The organism is Nocardia farcinica, assembly GCF_001182745.1.
In the GTDB taxonomy this organism is placed as follows: Bacteria; Actinomycetota; Actinomycetes; order Mycobacteriales; family Mycobacteriaceae; genus Nocardia; species Nocardia farcinica.
Genome location: NZ_LN868939.1, coordinates 437,898 through 452,365, shown reverse-complemented (window position 1 = coordinate 452,365; position 14,468 = coordinate 437,898). Strand labels below are relative to the sequence as shown.

Here is a 14,468-nt window from a genome sequence, read left to right as displayed (position 1 = left end):
GACAGTGCGAGGGTGAGGTCCCGTTCTGCCGTGCGGCAGGGCAGGATTGGTGTCGTCGAGACATCGCACCCGGACAAGGAGCTCATTGTGGGACAGGTCAGCGCCAGCAGTTCGATCACCGTTGCGGCCGATCCGAAGCGCGCGCTCGAGGCCATCGCGGACTACGAGACGGTGCGCCCGCGCATCCTCTCCGCGCACTACCGCGACTACAAGGTCGTCGAGGGCGGCAAGGGCGCGGGCACCGTGGCCGAATGGACGCTGCAGGCCACCCAGAAGCGCGCACGCAACGTGCGGGCGGTCGTCTCGGTCTCCGATTCCATCGTGACCGAGCGCGACGCCAACTCCTCCCTGGTCAACACCTGGACCGTCACGCCGGAGGGCGCGGGCGCACGGGTCACGCTGCGCACCGCCTGGCAGGGCGCGGGCGGGGTGTCGGGCATCTTCGAGGGCATCTTCGCCCCGCTCGGCCTGAAGAAGATCCAGGCCGAGGTGCTGGAGAACCTGAAGCGCGAACTGGGCTGAGCGCCCACCCGCGGCGGCTATTCGGCGGCGATGTCGAAGAGGTTGCCTTCGGGGTCGGCCAGGGTCGTCCACCGGACGCCGTATTCGTCGAATTCACCGCGGTGCTCGGCGCCCAGCGCCAGCGCCCGGTCGACCTGGGCCTGCCGGTCGTCGGCGTGCAGGTCGAGATGGATGACGTTCTTGCCGGGCGTCCGGTCGGGCACCTGGATGAACATCAGCGCCTGGCCGCCGGAGCCGCGCCCGATCGAGGCGAAGTACTGGTTGGCCTCGGGATCGACCGGGCGGTCGAGCAATTCGCTCCAGAATCCGGCCAGCTTCGCGGCGTCGGTGCAGTCGAAGGTGACGGCGGCGATGGACAGCGACATGGGTTTCTCCTCGGTGGTGGGTCGGGTTCACGACCTGCTGACGGGCCAGCAGACCTCGGTGCGGTAGTTCTCGGGGTCGGGGGTGTCGCCGGGGCCGACGAGGTAGACCTCGCGGACCGGCTCGGGCAGTGCCCGGTCGTGTTCGGCCACGTGGCTGCCGAGCGCGCCGTAGGTGCGGTCGAAGTCCTCGAACGGGCCGCGGTGCACCGCGATCGCGACGTGGCGGGCGGGCAGGTCGAGCATCGTCAGCCCGTGCGGCGGGTCGAGCGCGAGCGCCGGGGTGATCGGCACGAACGCGGTCACCTCGCCGGCGTCCTCGGCGAAGAACTCCAGCGCGTAGGTGGCGCCGGCCGGCCCGGCCGGGGCGACGCCGACGCCCGCGAGCGCCGCGTACAGGCGCGGGAAGGCCGCGGCGCACCACAGGTCGATGTCGTCCTTGCTCACCACCTCCCGCAGCGCCAGCGCCCGGACCGCGGGCAGCTCGCGGTACTCGACGGGCAACGGGTCGGCGGGGGTCAGCAGCGCCCGCAGCGAGGCCACCACCTGGGCGGTGCGCCGCAGTTCGGCTTCCATCCTGGCCAGGTGGGCGCGCAGGGTGGCGTCGCGGGCGGCGGTGTCGGGGGCGGCGAGCACGGCGCGGATCTCCGGCAGCGGCATGTCGAGCTCGCGGAGCCTGCGGATCAGGTGCGCCCGGTCCACCTGGTCGGTGCCGTAGCGGCGGTAGCCGGTGTCCCGGTCGACCTCGGCGGGGGCGAGCAGGCCGATGTCGTGGTAGTACCGCAGCGTCTTCACGCTCAGGTGCGAGAGCCGGGCGAACTCACCGATGGTGACGGTCGCTGTCATGGGGACCAGCGAACACCCTCCAGCACGGGGAGAGTCAAGCCGCCGCGCTGCCCCGGGCTCAGTTCGCCAGCGCGAAGGTCAGCAGCAGCGTGGTCTGGAAGAAGCCCCGCCACCACGAGTACCCGAGCCACACACCGGGGGTGACCTCGCGGATCTCGTCGTAGAGCGGCGGGGTCGGCGAGGGGTTGTAGTTCAGCGCCCACGCTTCTTCGCCGTCCATCAGCGACGGTGCCCGGTAGACGTCGGCGCGCCAGGCCTCCAGGCCCGCGCCGGTCACCCGGTTCATCAGGAAGCCGCCGTCGGGCCCGGTGTAGAAGGTCTTGCCGACCCAGAAGGCGGGCGCGATCCCCTGCACATAGACCGGGCGGACCACCCAACCGTTGGTGACACCCATCGGCACCGCGCCCGCGGGCGCGTCCCGGAAGATGGCGTCCTGCTGTTCCGGCGAGCAGCGCAGACGCAGCGAATCCAGGGTCGCCGCCTTGTTGTCCGGGTACAACACACAACCGCCGCCGTAGTCGGCGGCGACGGTACGGACATCGGCGTCGGCGGCGGCGTTCGCGGCGCCGAGGAACAGGGCGGGCAGGCTCAGCGCGAGGGCGAGCACGCCACGGAAGAGAAGTCGGTTAGCGCTCATTGCTGTCTCCAGAATTCACCGCACCGGGTCCCGACCCGGTTCCGAGCGTATGCCCGCACGGGTGCGCCACAAACGGGGTTCGGCGGCGACTACGCTGAACCGTGACAATCCCGCCAGAGAGGACGTGCCGTGCAGCCCGGTGGTCAGTTCGACATGCAGCAGTTGCTCGCCCAGGCCCAGCAGATGCAGGAAGCGGTGATGCAGGCGCAGGCCGAGATCGCCGCCACCGAGGTCGAGGGCCAGGCCGGTGGTGGGCTGGTGAAGGCCACCATCAAGGCCACCGGTGAGGTGCAGGCGCTGACCATCGACCCGAAGGTCGTCGACCCCGAGGACGTGGAGGGCCTGCAGGATCTGGTCATCGGCGCGATCAACGACGCGATGGCCCGGGCCCAGCAGTTGGCCGCCGAGCGCCTCGGCCCGCTCGCGGGCGGCGGTTCGATGCCGGGCCTGCCCGGTTTCTGAGCGAGGACGCCGCGGTTGTACGAAGGGCCGGTACAGGATCTGATCGACGAGTTGGGCAAGCTGCCCGGCGTCGGTCCCAAGAGCGCGCAGCGCATCGCCTTCCACCTGTTGCAGGTCGAGCCACCGGAGATCGACCGGTTGCAGGCGGCATTGCAGAAGGTCCGTGACGGGGTGCAGTTCTGCGTGGTGTGCGGCACCGTCTCCGACGGCGAGCTGTGCCGCATCTGCGCCGACCCGCGCCGCGACCGGACCATGATCTGCGTCGTCGAAGAGCCGAAGGACGTCCAGGCCATCGAGCGGACGCGCGAGTTCCGCGGCCGCTATCACGTGCTCGGCGGCGCGCTCGACCCGCTCAGCGGTGTCGGCCCCGATCAGCTGCGCATCCGGGAGTTGCTGGCGCGCATCGGCAATCAGGACGACGGGGTCGACGTCGCCGAGGTCATCATCGCCACCGACCCCAACACCGAGGGCGAGGCGACGGCGACCTACCTGGTGCGCATGTTGCGCGATTTCCCGGGGCTGACCGTGACCCGGCTGGCGTCGGGCTTGCCGATGGGCGGTGACCTGGAGTTCGCCGACGAACTGACGCTCGGCCGCGCGCTGTCCGGACGTCGCGCGCTCTAGTCGGCGCGGTGTTGCCGGTCGGCACCGCACCGTAGGCGGGCGCTGCACCGTGGGCGGCGTTGTGCCGTGGGCGGGCGCTGTGCTGTGGGCGGGTGTTGCCCCGTGGGCCGGAGTGCTCAGTCGATGCGGGTCAGCAGGTCGCGCTCGCGCACCTGCGTCAGCGACAGCGTCTTGTAGCCGTAGTCGTCGAACAGCACGGTCAGGTGGTCCTCGTGTGCCGAAAGGACCACGCCCGCACCCCATTCCGGGTGCGTGACCCTGGCATCGGTCGGGAAGTCGGCGGCCTCGCCGGTACGTCGCTCGGCCGTGCCGGCCGCACAGGTGTCGCAGTTGCCGCACCGCTGCGGCAGCCGTTCCCCGAAGTACTCGAGCAGGAAGCGGCGGCGGCAGTCGGTGGTCTCGGCGTAGCCGCGCAGCATGTCCAGTCGTGAGCGGATCAGGGTTTCGTGCGCGTCGGCCGCCCGGTGGGCCTGGTCGGCGGCCTCGTCGGGGGTGAGGTCGGTCGTGAAGCCGAGCCGTCCGTCGGCGGTGGTGGTGAGCGCGCCGATCTGTTCGAGCAGGTTGATCGCCCGGGTGCGGCGGGCGGGCGGTGCGTCGACCGCCTCGGCCAGTCGGCGCGGCGGCAGGGGGTGGCGCGCGAGGGCGCGCGCGACCGCCTCCAGCGTGTCGGCGGGCGGCTTGTTGGTGGTGAGGAACCGCTGCAAGCTCAAATCCTCGGGGCGGTAGTACAACTCGGCGCGTGCCGGTTCGCCGTCGCGTCCGGCCCGCCCGATCTGCTGGTAGTAGGAGTCCAGCGAATCCGGCACCGAGGCGTGCACGACGAACCGGACGCCGGGCTTGTCGATCCCCATGCCGAAGGCCGAGGTGGCCACCACCACGTCGACGGTGTCGGCGAGGAAGTCCTGATGCACCCGCTCGCGGTCGGCTGCCTTCATGCCCGCGTGGTAGCGGGCGGTACGGACGCCGGTGCCGGCCAGGTCGCGGGCGAACCGGTCGGCGCCGCTGCGGCTGGCGGTGTACACCAGGCCGCACCGGTTCTCGGCGGCCAGCTCACCCACGCGGGCGAGCGCGGCCGCGTGCTTGTCGGCCTCGGAGGTGAACCGGTGCGCGGCCAGAAACAGGTTCGGCCGGTCGAAGGAGGTGACCACCTCCCGGTGGTCGCGCATGCCAAGCCGCTCGACGATGTCGCGGCGCACCGGGGCCGCCGCGGTCGCGGTCAACGCGATCACCCGCGGGCCGCCCAGGCGCTCGCGCACCTCGCCCAACCGCAGGTAATCGGGCCGGAAGTCGTGGCCCCAGGCCGAGATACAGTGCGCCTCGTCCACCGCGAACAGGGCGACACCGAGGTCGGCGAGTGCGTCGACGACCTCCGGCTTGGCCAGCTGTTCGGGGGAGAGGAACACATAGCGGGCGTCGCCGCGGCGCAGCGCCGCCCACGCCTCGCGTCGCGCCCGGCCGCGCTGGGCCGAGTTCAGCGCCACGGCGGGTGGCGCATCGGTCTCCTCGATGCCCTCCATCTGGTCGTGCTGCAACGCGATCAGCGGCGACACCACCACCGTCGGCCCGTCCAGCAGCAGCGCGGGCACCTGGTAGATCGCGGACTTGCCACCGCCGCTGGGCAGCACGGCCAGCACGTCGTGCCCGGCCAGCACCAGCTCCATGGCGCGCAGTTGCTCGTCGTAGAGGTGGGGCAATCCGAAGGTCTGTTCGGCGATCCGGCGCAGGCGCGCGGCCGTCGTCATCGAACGCCGCCCGGCTGTGCGCGAACGGTGGTCGGTCGGGCGGTGGGCACGGGTGACGCGATATCGGGCATGTCCGGCGCGTAGCCGGAATCAGCGCCGGGAAACCGGATCGGCGACCGCCGGGACGGTCCAGCGGGCGAGCAGGACGGTGGCGTCGTCCTGGAGGGTGCCGCGCTGGTGGGTGAGGACGGCATTGATGAGCCGGCGGGCGGTCTCCGGCGGCGGGTGGCCCGACGCCGCCTCGCGCCGCAGGAAGTCGAACAGGCGGGTCTCGCCGAAGAAGGCGCCATCCGGATCACGGGCCTCGGTGATGCCGTCGGTGTAGAGCAGCAGCCAGTCCTGCGGTTGCAGCACCTCCTCACCGACGGTGAGATCGCCGCTGCCCAGGCCGAGCGGCATTCGGCGCCCACCCGGCAGCGGTTTGACCATCTTGCCGCCGCGCATGATCATCGGCTCCGGGTGCCCGGCGTTGATGTAGCGCAACCGCCCGGTGCCCAGGTCCAGCTCGGCGAGCACGGCGGTGGCGAACTTGCTGTTGCCGAACTGGGTGGCGATCGCCTCATCGATGACGCGCGCCTGCTCGAACAGGCCGTGGCCCGCGCGGCGGACGCTGCGGTAGGCGGCCAGCGCGGTGGCCGCGATCAGGCCGCTCTGGGCGTCATGACCCACCGCGTCCAGCACGATCAGTTGCGCGGTGGTGCCGGACAGCGCGTAGTCGAAGGCGTCACCGTTGAGGTCGTGCCTGGGCTCCACCACGCCGGCGATCACGAAGCCGTCCACCACCGCGGTCAACGGCGGCAGCATCGACCAGATCAGCTCGGCGTTGGGGCTGCGGACCGCGCGCAACCGGACCCGCTCCAGACCGTCTCCGTATCCCGTCATCACCGAGACGAGGTGACCGATCAGCTTCGACACCCACCCGCATTGCGCTCGCAGCCGCGGGTCGGCCAGATCCTCGGGGTCGGCGACCTGGATGTCGAGCACCCCGACCCGCTCGTTGCCGTCCAGCAGCGGCATCCACAGCCGCGGGAGGTCCGGCGCGTAGGACGGTAGGGTCTGCACGAAACGGAAGGCCCGGCCCGGCAGGGTGGTGTCGATGTCGTATCCGGAATCCCCGCCCGGCTCGTCGGCGCGGAGCAATCGCCGCTGGCCGTAATCGATCAAGTACATCTCGATGTGCACGCCCAGTGCCCGGCCCGCGGCGGCGGCGAGGGCGGGCAGTCGCTCGGGCGGCGCCCCGTGGGCGCCCTCGAGAAGCTCGACCAGTGCCGACAACGGACCACCGGTGGGCTCGGACTCGCGCAGGGTCCGGCTGTAGGTGGCGCGTTTGGTGCGCGACCGCCGGTCCAGGTGTTCGTTGACGACCTGGGCGAGAATGTCGCGATCGAGCGCGGGCAGGCTGTCGCCACCGCGCACGTAGGCGTTGATCTGCGGGAAGCCGAGCGTGCCGCTCAGCGCGAAATACTCCAGCCAGAGCTCCTCCATGCTCAGCTGGGCGCCTTTCAAGGCGAGCACGAGGCTGTGCCGCTGCTCACGGGCGCGGTCCGCGGCGTCGTGGGCTGGCCGGTCGGTCATCGACGTGGTCTCCGGTCACCGTCGACGGGGCACGGTCGACATCGCCACCCGTTCCGCGACCCGCCGCACCGGGACGTTCTGGTTGCGGGCGGTACTCGCCAGGATCAGGAAGGCACCCCGTTCGTCGACCCGGTCCCTGGCCATGATGATGCCCTTGGCCAGATTGATCACGTCCCGCCCCCGCAGGCTCTCGGCGATCAGCCCGCTGACACGTTCGGCGTCGTCGGCCGCGCGCATGTGCGCCAGCAGCATGGCGGCCTGGGAGGAGAACATCGACAGCAGATGTTCCTCGCGCTGCCCGCAGATGCCGGGCCGCGCACCGTAGATCTTGATCGCGCCCAGGGCCTGCGTACCCGCCACCAGCGGTGCGCTCAGCGACGACGCCAAACCCAGCCGCGCCGCCCGCCGCGACCACTCCGGCCAGCGCTGATCGGTCCCGAAGTCGTCGACGCGCACCACCACCCGGTCGGCCCACGCGGTCAGGCACGGGCCCGCGCCGAGTTGGTATTGCAGACTGTCGGCCTCCTCGACGACCTCACCGGTCGCGGCCGCGGTCATCCGCGCGCCGCTGCCGTCCAGCATGCTGATCCCGGCGCCCGACGTGGGCGCCACCATCTCCGTCGCCAGCGAGGTGATCAGTTTCAGCGCCGTGCCCGCCGTGCCGCGGTCAGGAAGAACCCCGACATCCGCGCGGAGGCAGCGACGAGTTGATCCACGGCGGGTTGAGCTTGCACCGCATCTGCGATCGTTCCGGTCACGGGTGCGGAGCGGGACTCCGGGGCCATGTCGACACCTTCCGTTCGCACCGGCACTGTCCTGGCATCGCAGTACCCAGGAATCCGTCCGATACGCCGACCGGGTGTGCGGGGACCGCCCAGCTCAGAACTCGACCCGTGCCCAGGGCTGCGCCGCCACCGCCGCGTGGTCGCCGCTGGTCCACGACCAGATCAGGGCCGACACCTCGGCCGGGGTGGTGAGGGTGATGCCGAAATGGCGGTCCGGGCCGCCGTCGCGGTACTCGACGGTGAACTCCTCGGCCCCGCCCCGATAGGTCTGGATGTAGTGGTGCGGCGCCCGCTCCACGATGAGATACGGATTGGGGTCGGCCAGTTCCGGGACCCACTGCCGGACAAGGGCTTGGGTGAGGTACGGGAACTCGCCCGCGCCGCCGTGGGTGACCGTCACCGGGACGTGGCCCGCGGGATCGAGCAGCCAGGCCAGCTGCGGATCGTAGACGGCGTAGCCGCGCGGGGTGGCGAGTTCGAACAGCAGCGCCCGCACGTGGCCGATCGCGTCGTACGGGCAGGCCACGTGCAGCACGTCGCCGGTGGGGCCGCCGCCCACCTCGGCGTTGTCGGCGAGGAAGGCATCCTCCTCCGGCAGCGCCGCGTTGCGTTCGTTGATCTGCCCGGCCATCGCCGCCACCGCCGCCGACTGCGGCAGGCCCCGCTGCGCCGTCAGGTAGGCGTCGACCTCGGACAGCGTCGTCGCGGCCCCCGAGGGCAGCAGCACGTGGTCGTAGTTCACCAGGCCAGCCTACGGGCGGGCGGGTGGTGCTCCGCCGCGGCCTGCGTGGTGACGCTTCGCCACCGCCTGCGTGGTGACGCTTCGCTGCCGCCTCCGGCCGCTGACCCGCTCAGGCGGTGCGCCGGACTTCGGTGGCCGCGCAGGCGCAGCCGCCCGCGATGTCGCCGCAGTCGACGACGAAGGTGTGCCGCGCGTGGTCGAGGTCGAAGCAGTCCGGCTCGGTGCACTCCTCGACCCGGCTCACGTGCACGATCAGCGTGCCGTGGCAGTGATCCACCGCGGTGTCGCAGGACCGGCAGCCCGGTGTGCGCATATGCCCTCCTGACGAGCGTCGATGATTCGGTCTTACACCGTGCTTACCCGGATGGGGGGACGCCGTTGGCGTGTCGTTCCCTCCGGGCGGATCCCATCACACCACGGCCCACCGACACCCGGCCCGACGCGGACGGTGTGGACGGAGACCGCGGCGCGCGGCGCGGGCCTGACGCCGGTGACGGCCGATCCGTGGTGCCGTCGACTGGGGCGGTGGGCCTGCCGGCCCGGTGAGTCAGGCGCGCAGCCGCTCGCGCCGCAGTTGCGTCACTTCGGGCAGGTCGAGCGGCGGCAGGGAGTCGACGCCGAGGGCGCGGCACAGCAGCAGGTCGGCGAGTTCGGGGTTGCGCGCCAGCGCGGGGCCGTGCATGTAGGTGCCGATGACCGAGCCCTGTACCACGCCCTCGCGGCCGTCGCCGACACCGTTGCCGACCCCGCGGGTGACCCGCGCCAGGCCGGTGGCGTCCGGGCCGAGAGTGGTTCCGCCGCGGTGGTTCTCGAAACCGGTGAGCGGTTCGGTGAGGCCGGGCACGGTGGGGGCGGTGACGACCTCGCCGATGGCGCGCTTGTCCTGGGGGGCGGTGGTCACGTCGATCAGGCCGACGCCCTCCACACGCTCGCCGGAGGAGGTCTCGTACCAGTTGCCGAGCACCTGGATGGCCGCGCAGATGGCGAGCACCGGCGCGCCTTTCGCGGCGGCCTGCTGCAGGCCGGGGTAGCGGCACAGGTGCCGGGTGGCCAGCCGCTGTGCCGAATCCTCGGCACCGCCGAGGGTGTAGATGTCCAGCGTCTCGGGCACCGGGTCGGTGAGGTTGATCTCCACGATCTCGGCGTCGTACCCGCGCATGCGCAGCCGCTGCCGCAGCACCAGCGCGTTGCCGCCGTCGCCGTAGGTGCCCATCACGTCGGGCAGCACCAGCCCGATCCGTACCGTCGACTCGCCCATCGTCCGTTCCCGCGTCATGCCCGCCGTGCCTCCAGATCGCGGTTGAGGTCACGGAAGGCGGTGTAGTTGGCCAGCACCTCCACCTGCCCGGGCGGGCAGGAGGCGATGGCGCGCAACGGATCCGGCACGGTGGTGTGCGCCACGCCCGCGTAGGTGAGCCGCACCGCCAGGTCGGTGGCGCGCTCGCCCGCGGCCACCACCTGCACGTCCTCGAAATGCTCGAACCGCACGTCCCACAGCCAGGACAGATCCTCGCCGTCGGGGACCTGCCCGTTCACCGCGATCACCAGACCCGAGGCGGAATGGTCGATCATCGACAGCGCCTCCTGCCAGCCCGCCGGGTTCTTCGCCAGCAGCAGCCGCGCCGAATGCGGCCCGACCTGCACGGTCTTGTAGCGTCCGGCGATCTCGCGCACGGTGCCGGTGGCGACCACCGCCTTGGCGGGCTCGGCGCCCAGCGCGACCGCCGCCGCGACCGCCTGCGCCGCGTTGCCCCGGTTGGCCCGGCCGGGCAGCGCCAGATGCAGCGGGTAACGGGTGCCGTCCGGGCCGACCAGTTCCTCGCCCTCCAGCCACCAATCCGGCTGCGGCCGTTCGAAATCGGCACCGGTGCTGCGCCAGTGCGTGCCCTCCCAGACGATCGGCTCGCCGCTGCGCGGGCAACTGGTGGCGTCCATCGCCCAGCCGCTGCCCGCGGCCACCCACACCACATTCGGGTGGTCGTAGGTGATCGAGGTCATCAGCACGTCGTCGCAGTTGGCGACGACGACGGTGTCGGGATGCTTGGCCAGCCCGGCGCGCAGCCTGCGCTCGATCATGTTGATCTCGCCGACCCGGTCGAGCTGGTCGCGGCTGAGATTGAGCAGCACCACCGCCGCCGGCTCGAGCGCGTCGCTGACGTGCGGCAGGTGCAGTTCGTCCACCTCGATCGCGGCCAGCGCCACACCGGGGTGCCTGCTGAGTGCCGCGACGATGCCCGCGTCCATGTTGGCGCCGTCGGCCTGGGTGGCGACCGCGCCGAGCGTGCCGAGCGCGGCCGTGGTCATCCTGGTGGTGGTCGATTTGCCGTTGGTTCCGGTGATCAGCACGGTCCGCCGCCCGCGGCCGAGCTGCGTCATGATCGTCGGGTCGATCTTCAGCGCGATCAGGCCGCCGATCATCGAACCGTTGCCGCGGCCCGCGCGCCGCGACGCCCACGACGCGGCCGCCGCGGCCCGCAGGGCGATCCGCCCGCGTATCGAAAAGTCCGCCACGCAGGCGAGTGTATGTGCGATCGGCGCATCGGGCGCGCGGCGGGTGCGCGCTCGTGCGGTCGGCTCAGGACTGGTAGAGCTTGCGCTCGTAGTTGGCCGGGCTGTAGTACTCCTCCAGCTCGGCCAGCGTCTCGGTCACCCCGCTCTGCACCTCTTTGACCAGGCACGCCGCACTCGGCAGGCGGTCTTCGGGCCACTGGTCGGGCTGCCACAGGTGGCTGCGCAGGAAGGCCTTGGCGCAGTGGAAGAAGATCTGTTCGATGGCGACTTCGACCGCCAGGACGGGCCGGTGTCCGCGCACCACCATCGCATCGAAGTAAGGAGCGTCACGCACCAGCCGGGCCCGGCCGTTGATGCGCAGCGTCTCCGGCCGACCCGGGATGAGGAACAGCAGGCCGACGTGCGGATTGGACAGGATGTTGCGGTAGCCGTCGGCGCGGCGGTTGCCGGGGCGCTCGGGGATGGCCAGGGTGTGGTCGTCGAGCACGTGCACGAAGCCCGCCGGGTCGCCCTTGGGGGAGGCATCGCAGCGGCCCTCGGCGTCGCAGGTGCTCATCACCAGGAACGGAGAGGTGGCGATCCATTCGCGATCGCGGGGGTGCAGCGCGGTACGGTCCTTGTTCGCCACGCGGGGCGACACCTCGCCGAGCAGTGCGCGCAGGTCGGCCGGGTCGGTGATCTCGGTGCTCGTCACCGTCCGATTGAAGCACCGCGCGCGGCGGCGCACCACGGGTCAGACGTCGAGGGCGTTGGGCAGGCCCGCCCGGTACCGGTCTTCGTCGATGCGGCGCAGCGGCTCGAGTTCCGCGGCCCGGTGCAGGGTGTACATCCGGCAGCGGGGCGCGTCGGAGCCGGTGACGTCGAGCAGGGTGTTCACCGCGGCGCGGGCCGATTCGTTGGCGCCCTCCATGGTGGCCAGATCCACGTTGGTGCGCACGTAATCGCCTGCCAAGTACAGGTTTTCCAGATCACCGTGCGGTTCCGGGCGCAGCTCCCACGAGCCCGCGGTGTTGATCAGCAGCGGGTCGGCGTTGGTGTTGCGCCCGGTGTCGGCCTGCCAGACGATCGCCGGGTCGAGGAACCAGGAGTGCAGGTCGGCATCGCGCAGCAATTCCTCCCGGTCGTTGAGGTGGGCGCGCAGCTGCGCCCAGACCTCGCGGGCGATCTCCTCGTGGGTGCACTCCATCGCCGGTTTGCCGTAGAGGATGCCGGGGGTGTGCCAGTCGGAGATGTCCACCGAGAGGCAGTCCTGCACGCTGCCGTCGCCGAACTCGGTGAGCTTGCGCGCCCACAGGTGGTTCTGGCCGATCGAGGTCAGCGACCACGGCGAATCGATGTAGGCGGTGTGGCCGGGGGAGATGTCGGTGGTGCGGCGCAGGTAGAACTGGATGCCGGTCATCCAGTCGACCACCAGCCGGTGCATGCCCTCCAGTTCCGGGCGCACCGCGAGTACCTCGGGCGACCACAGCGCCCGCGCCTGCTCGGCGGCCAGCGCGACCACGAAATGATCGGCCTCGACGGTGCGCGCGGCGCCGGTCTCGTCGACGATGCGCGCGCCCGTGACGCGCCGGTCGCGCACCTCGAGCCCGCGTACCTCGCTGCCCAGCGCGAACCGCACCCCCAGCGCCCGCAGCCGCTGGGTCCACGGGTCGATCCAGGCCAGATTGGTCGGGCCGTTGAGCACCCGGTCCAGCGCACCGTCGTTGCCGATCCCCAGCGGATTGCCGAGGAACTGTTCACCCATGTTGCCGATGGTGCGGACGCTGGCGAGGCTGTCCTTGGCGGCGACCATGATGCTGGTGAGGGTGCGCGAGAGCAGCGTGCGGAACTCGTGCGAGCGCTCGTGCCCGCGCACGAAGTCCAGCCACGCCATGTGCTCCCACTGACCGAATCGCCGTGCGTCGCAACTGGTGTTGAACACCATCAGCCGGTTGGCGAAGAACAGGCCCTCGGCGGCGCTGACCTTCAGCGCGGTGGCCAGTGCCGCGCCGAGGGTTTCGGCGAATCCGGGCGCGGACGGGTCCGGCGGCGCGGTGAGGTCGAGGCCGACCCGGAAATCGTCGCCGTCGCGGCGGGCGAACCGCGCTTCCGGCACCGCGACCAGGTTGTTCCACACCCCATCCGGGTTGGCGCCGAACGGGATTCGCCGCATGGTGTCGGGAATGTGCTGGTAGAAGCCGGGAAAGAAGCGGAAGCCGTGTTCGCCGGGCAGTTCGGGCCGTCCGCCCGCGGCGGTGCCGGGCACCGGGATGCTGCGGGCCTTGCCGCCGAGCGCCCTGCGTTCGTAGACGGTGACCTCGAATCCGCGTTCGGCCAGTTCGTGGGCTGCGGTGAGACCGGCGACGCCGCCGCCGAGCACCGCGACGCGCTTGCCGGCCGGCGCCGCGAGCGCGGGTCCGGCGCCCCAGGCGGCGCCCGCCGTCATCGCCCCCACCGCAACCGCTCCGCGAAGCATCGTCCGCCGGGAAACGGCCCACCGCTGATCTGCCATCCGCACTCTGCTGCCTAGCCTCGCCGAACCAACCTGCACCGTGCTCACACTGTAGGGATCACACCCGGGGCATTCCCAGCCGACCCCGCCGCGGTTCCCGACGCGCAGACGCCGGTTGCGGGAACGTCGCCCGCGCGCCGCGCATCGTCGGGGACACTACCGCGACCGGGCACACTGCGCGGCGCTTCGTCGATCCCGGCCGGGGTCGAGGCGGTACCGCGCCCGCCGACGGTGGTGAGGAAGGCGCCCGCGATCACCACCACCGCGCCGGCCAGCTCGGTGCCGCTCGGGGTTTCGTCGAGCACCAGCCAGGCCGCCGCGATCCCCACCACGGGCACCAGCAGCGACAGGGGCGCGACGGCGCCGGCCGGGTAGCGGCTCATCAGGTAGGTCCACAGCCCCGATCCGGCGACGGTGCCGAGCACCACGATGTAGGCCAGACCGGCCAGTGCGGCCGGGCCGGTCGGGCTCGCGAGCTCGGCCAGCGCCCGCACTCCCGCGCCGGGTCCTTCGGTGAGCGCCGAGAGCGCGAACAGCGGGATCGGCGGGACCACGGTCATCCACAGGGTCAGGTGCAGCGGGTCGACGCCCGGCCCGGACGCCACCGCGAGCCGGGAGCCGATGTTGCCGAAGGCCCAGCCGAGTCCGGCGGCCAGGGTCAGCAGCAGCGGCAGCAGCGCGGCCTGCTCCAGCCGGTCCGCGCCGATGACGGTGATGCCCCCGGTGGCGATCGCCAGACCGAGCAGTTGCCGCGGCGCGAGCCGCTCCCGCAGCAGCAGCGCACCCAGCACCACGGTGAACGGCGCCGAGGACTGCAAGACCAGCGAGGCCAGCCCGGTCGGCATGCCTTCGCGCATGGCGGTGAACAGGAAGGCGAATTGCAGGACGCCGAAACCGGTGCCGTAGAGCAGCAGCCAGCGCAGCGGCACCCGGGGTCTCGGCACGAACAGCAGCACCGGCACCGCCGGCACGACGAAGCGCAGGGCCGCGAAGAACAGCGGCGGGAAGTGGTCGAGCCCGGCGCGGATGGCCAGGAAGTTCAGGCCCCAGAGCAGGACGACGGTGAGGCCGAGCAGGCGGTCGCGGAAGGTCACGCGTCCCATCGTCGAGCCGTGGCAATCATCAGCACAATCGAATAAATATGGACTGATATTGTAGTTGCTCTACAC

General features: G+C 71.6%; 16 protein-coding genes. 3 read left to right on the top strand and 13 right to left on the bottom strand.

What is annotated here, in order from left to right:
- The first annotated feature begins 87 nt into the window (after window positions 1-87).
- The gene (locus tag AMO33_RS19225) at window positions 88-522 is read left to right on the top strand and encodes an SRPBCC family protein (protein ID WP_011206819.1); all 435 of its coding nucleotides are present in this window, start codon (window positions 88-90) and stop codon (window positions 520-522) included.
- Between the two features lie 17 nt (window positions 523-539).
- On the opposite strand, the gene AMO33_RS19220 is transcribed toward AMO33_RS19225, so the two are convergent.
- The 3 genes from AMO33_RS19220 to AMO33_RS19210 are packed head-to-tail and all read right to left on the bottom strand — an operon-like array spanning window position 540 to window position 2,367.
- Entirely contained in the window at window positions 540-887 is a 348-nt protein-coding gene (locus tag AMO33_RS19220) for a VOC family protein (protein ID WP_011206820.1), read from the bottom strand.
- Between the two features lie 27 nt (window positions 888-914).
- Window positions 915-1,730, bottom strand: coding sequence for a MerR family transcriptional regulator (locus AMO33_RS19215; protein WP_060593799.1), 816 nt, complete (start codon window positions 1,728-1,730; stop codon window positions 915-917).
- 58 nt (window positions 1,731-1,788) lie between these two features.
- The gene (locus tag AMO33_RS19210; RefSeq protein WP_060593798.1) at window positions 1,789-2,367 is read right to left on the bottom strand and encodes a hypothetical protein; all 579 of its coding nucleotides are present in this window, start codon (window positions 2,365-2,367) and stop codon (window positions 1,789-1,791) included.
- Between the two features lie 129 nt (window positions 2,368-2,496).
- Here AMO33_RS19210 and AMO33_RS19205 point away from each other — a divergent pair, with 129 nt between their 5' ends.
- On the top strand, window positions 2,497-2,829 hold the full coding sequence (locus tag AMO33_RS19205) for a YbaB/EbfC family nucleoid-associated protein (RefSeq protein WP_011206823.1): 333 nt from the start codon (window positions 2,497-2,499) through the stop codon (window positions 2,827-2,829).
- A gap of 15 nt (window positions 2,830-2,844) precedes the next feature.
- Window positions 2,845-3,453: a recombination mediator RecR gene (gene recR / locus AMO33_RS19200; RefSeq protein WP_011206824.1), complete on the top strand. Its 609-nt coding sequence runs from the start codon at window positions 2,845-2,847 to the stop codon at window positions 3,451-3,453.
- A 116-nt stretch (window positions 3,454-3,569) separates the two neighbouring features.
- On the opposite strand, the gene AMO33_RS19195 is transcribed toward recR, so the two are convergent.
- The 10 genes from AMO33_RS19195 to AMO33_RS19150 all read right to left on the bottom strand — a co-directional run bounded on the left by AMO33_RS19195 (window position 3,570) and on the right by AMO33_RS19150 (window position 14,393).
- On the bottom strand, window positions 3,570-5,195 hold the full coding sequence (locus AMO33_RS19195) for a RecQ family ATP-dependent DNA helicase (RefSeq protein ID WP_060593796.1): 1,626 nt from the start codon (window positions 5,193-5,195) through the stop codon (window positions 3,570-3,572).
- A gap of 90 nt (window positions 5,196-5,285) precedes the next feature.
- Window positions 5,286-6,770: a PP2C family protein-serine/threonine phosphatase gene (locus AMO33_RS19190; RefSeq protein WP_060593795.1), complete on the bottom strand. Its 1,485-nt coding sequence runs from the start codon at window positions 6,768-6,770 to the stop codon at window positions 5,286-5,288.
- A gap of 15 nt (window positions 6,771-6,785) precedes the next feature.
- A complete protein-coding gene (locus AMO33_RS19185) occupies window positions 6,786-7,385 on the bottom strand; it encodes a GAF and ANTAR domain-containing protein (RefSeq protein WP_060593794.1) in 600 nt (199 codons plus the stop codon).
- A 264-nt stretch (window positions 7,386-7,649) separates the two neighbouring features.
- Window positions 7,650-8,297, bottom strand: a complete 648-nt coding sequence (locus tag AMO33_RS19180) for a hypothetical protein (protein ID WP_060593793.1) — start codon at window positions 8,295-8,297, stop codon at window positions 7,650-7,652.
- Window positions 8,298-8,406: 109 nt separating this feature from the next.
- Window positions 8,407-8,610 (bottom strand): hypothetical protein, encoded by a 204-nt coding sequence (locus AMO33_RS19175; protein ID WP_060593792.1) that lies wholly within the window; start codon window positions 8,608-8,610, stop codon window positions 8,407-8,409.
- Window positions 8,611-8,844: 234 nt separating this feature from the next.
- Window positions 8,845-9,555, bottom strand: coding sequence for a type 1 glutamine amidotransferase (locus tag AMO33_RS19170; RefSeq protein ID WP_060593791.1), 711 nt, complete (start codon window positions 9,553-9,555; stop codon window positions 8,845-8,847).
- Window positions 9,556-9,569: 14 nt separating this feature from the next.
- On the bottom strand, window positions 9,570-10,808 hold the full coding sequence (locus AMO33_RS19165) for a MurT ligase domain-containing protein (RefSeq protein ID WP_060593790.1): 1,239 nt from the start codon (window positions 10,806-10,808) through the stop codon (window positions 9,570-9,572).
- Between the two features lie 64 nt (window positions 10,809-10,872).
- Window positions 10,873-11,502, bottom strand: a complete 630-nt coding sequence (locus AMO33_RS19160) for a pyridoxamine 5'-phosphate oxidase family protein (protein WP_060595045.1) — start codon at window positions 11,500-11,502, stop codon at window positions 10,873-10,875.
- A gap of 39 nt (window positions 11,503-11,541) precedes the next feature.
- Entirely contained in the window at window positions 11,542-13,233 is a 1,692-nt protein-coding gene (locus tag AMO33_RS19155; RefSeq protein ID WP_228786811.1) for a hydroxysqualene dehydroxylase, read from the bottom strand.
- 110 nt (window positions 13,234-13,343) lie between these two features.
- Entirely contained in the window at window positions 13,344-14,393 is a 1,050-nt protein-coding gene (locus AMO33_RS19150) for an EamA family transporter (protein ID WP_229434836.1), read from the bottom strand.
- Window positions 14,394-14,468 lie beyond the last annotated feature (75 nt).

What these genes read in the sequence shown, in the direction of transcription:
- AMO33_RS19155 (WP_228786811.1), bottom strand. Translation starts at nt 13,233, where the DNA reads ATGACGGCGGGCGCCGCCTGGGGCGCCGGACCCGCGCTCGCGGCGCCG.
- AMO33_RS19185 (WP_060593794.1), bottom strand. Translation starts at nt 7,385, where the DNA reads ATGGTGGCGCCCACGTCGGGCGCCGGGATCAGCATGCTGGACGGCAGC.
- AMO33_RS19190 (WP_060593795.1), bottom strand. Translation starts at nt 6,770, where the DNA reads ATGACCGACCGGCCAGCCCACGACGCCGCGGACCGCGCCCGTGAGCAG.
- AMO33_RS19220 (WP_011206820.1), bottom strand. Translation starts at nt 887, where the DNA reads ATGTCGCTGTCCATCGCCGCCGTCACCTTCGACTGCACCGACGCCGCG.
- AMO33_RS19175 (WP_060593792.1), bottom strand. Translation starts at nt 8,610, where the DNA reads ATGCGCACACCGGGCTGCCGGTCCTGCGACACCGCGGTGGATCACTGC.
- AMO33_RS19210 (WP_060593798.1), bottom strand. Translation starts at nt 2,367, where the DNA reads ATGAGCGCTAACCGACTTCTCTTCCGTGGCGTGCTCGCCCTCGCGCTG.
- AMO33_RS19215 (WP_060593799.1), bottom strand. Translation starts at nt 1,730, where the DNA reads ATGACAGCGACCGTCACCATCGGTGAGTTCGCCCGGCTCTCGCACCTG.
- AMO33_RS19195 (WP_060593796.1), bottom strand. Translation starts at nt 5,195, where the DNA reads ATGACGACGGCCGCGCGCCTGCGCCGGATCGCCGAACAGACCTTCGGA.
- AMO33_RS19170 (WP_060593791.1), bottom strand. Translation starts at nt 9,555, where the DNA reads ATGGGCGAGTCGACGGTACGGATCGGGCTGGTGCTGCCCGACGTGATG.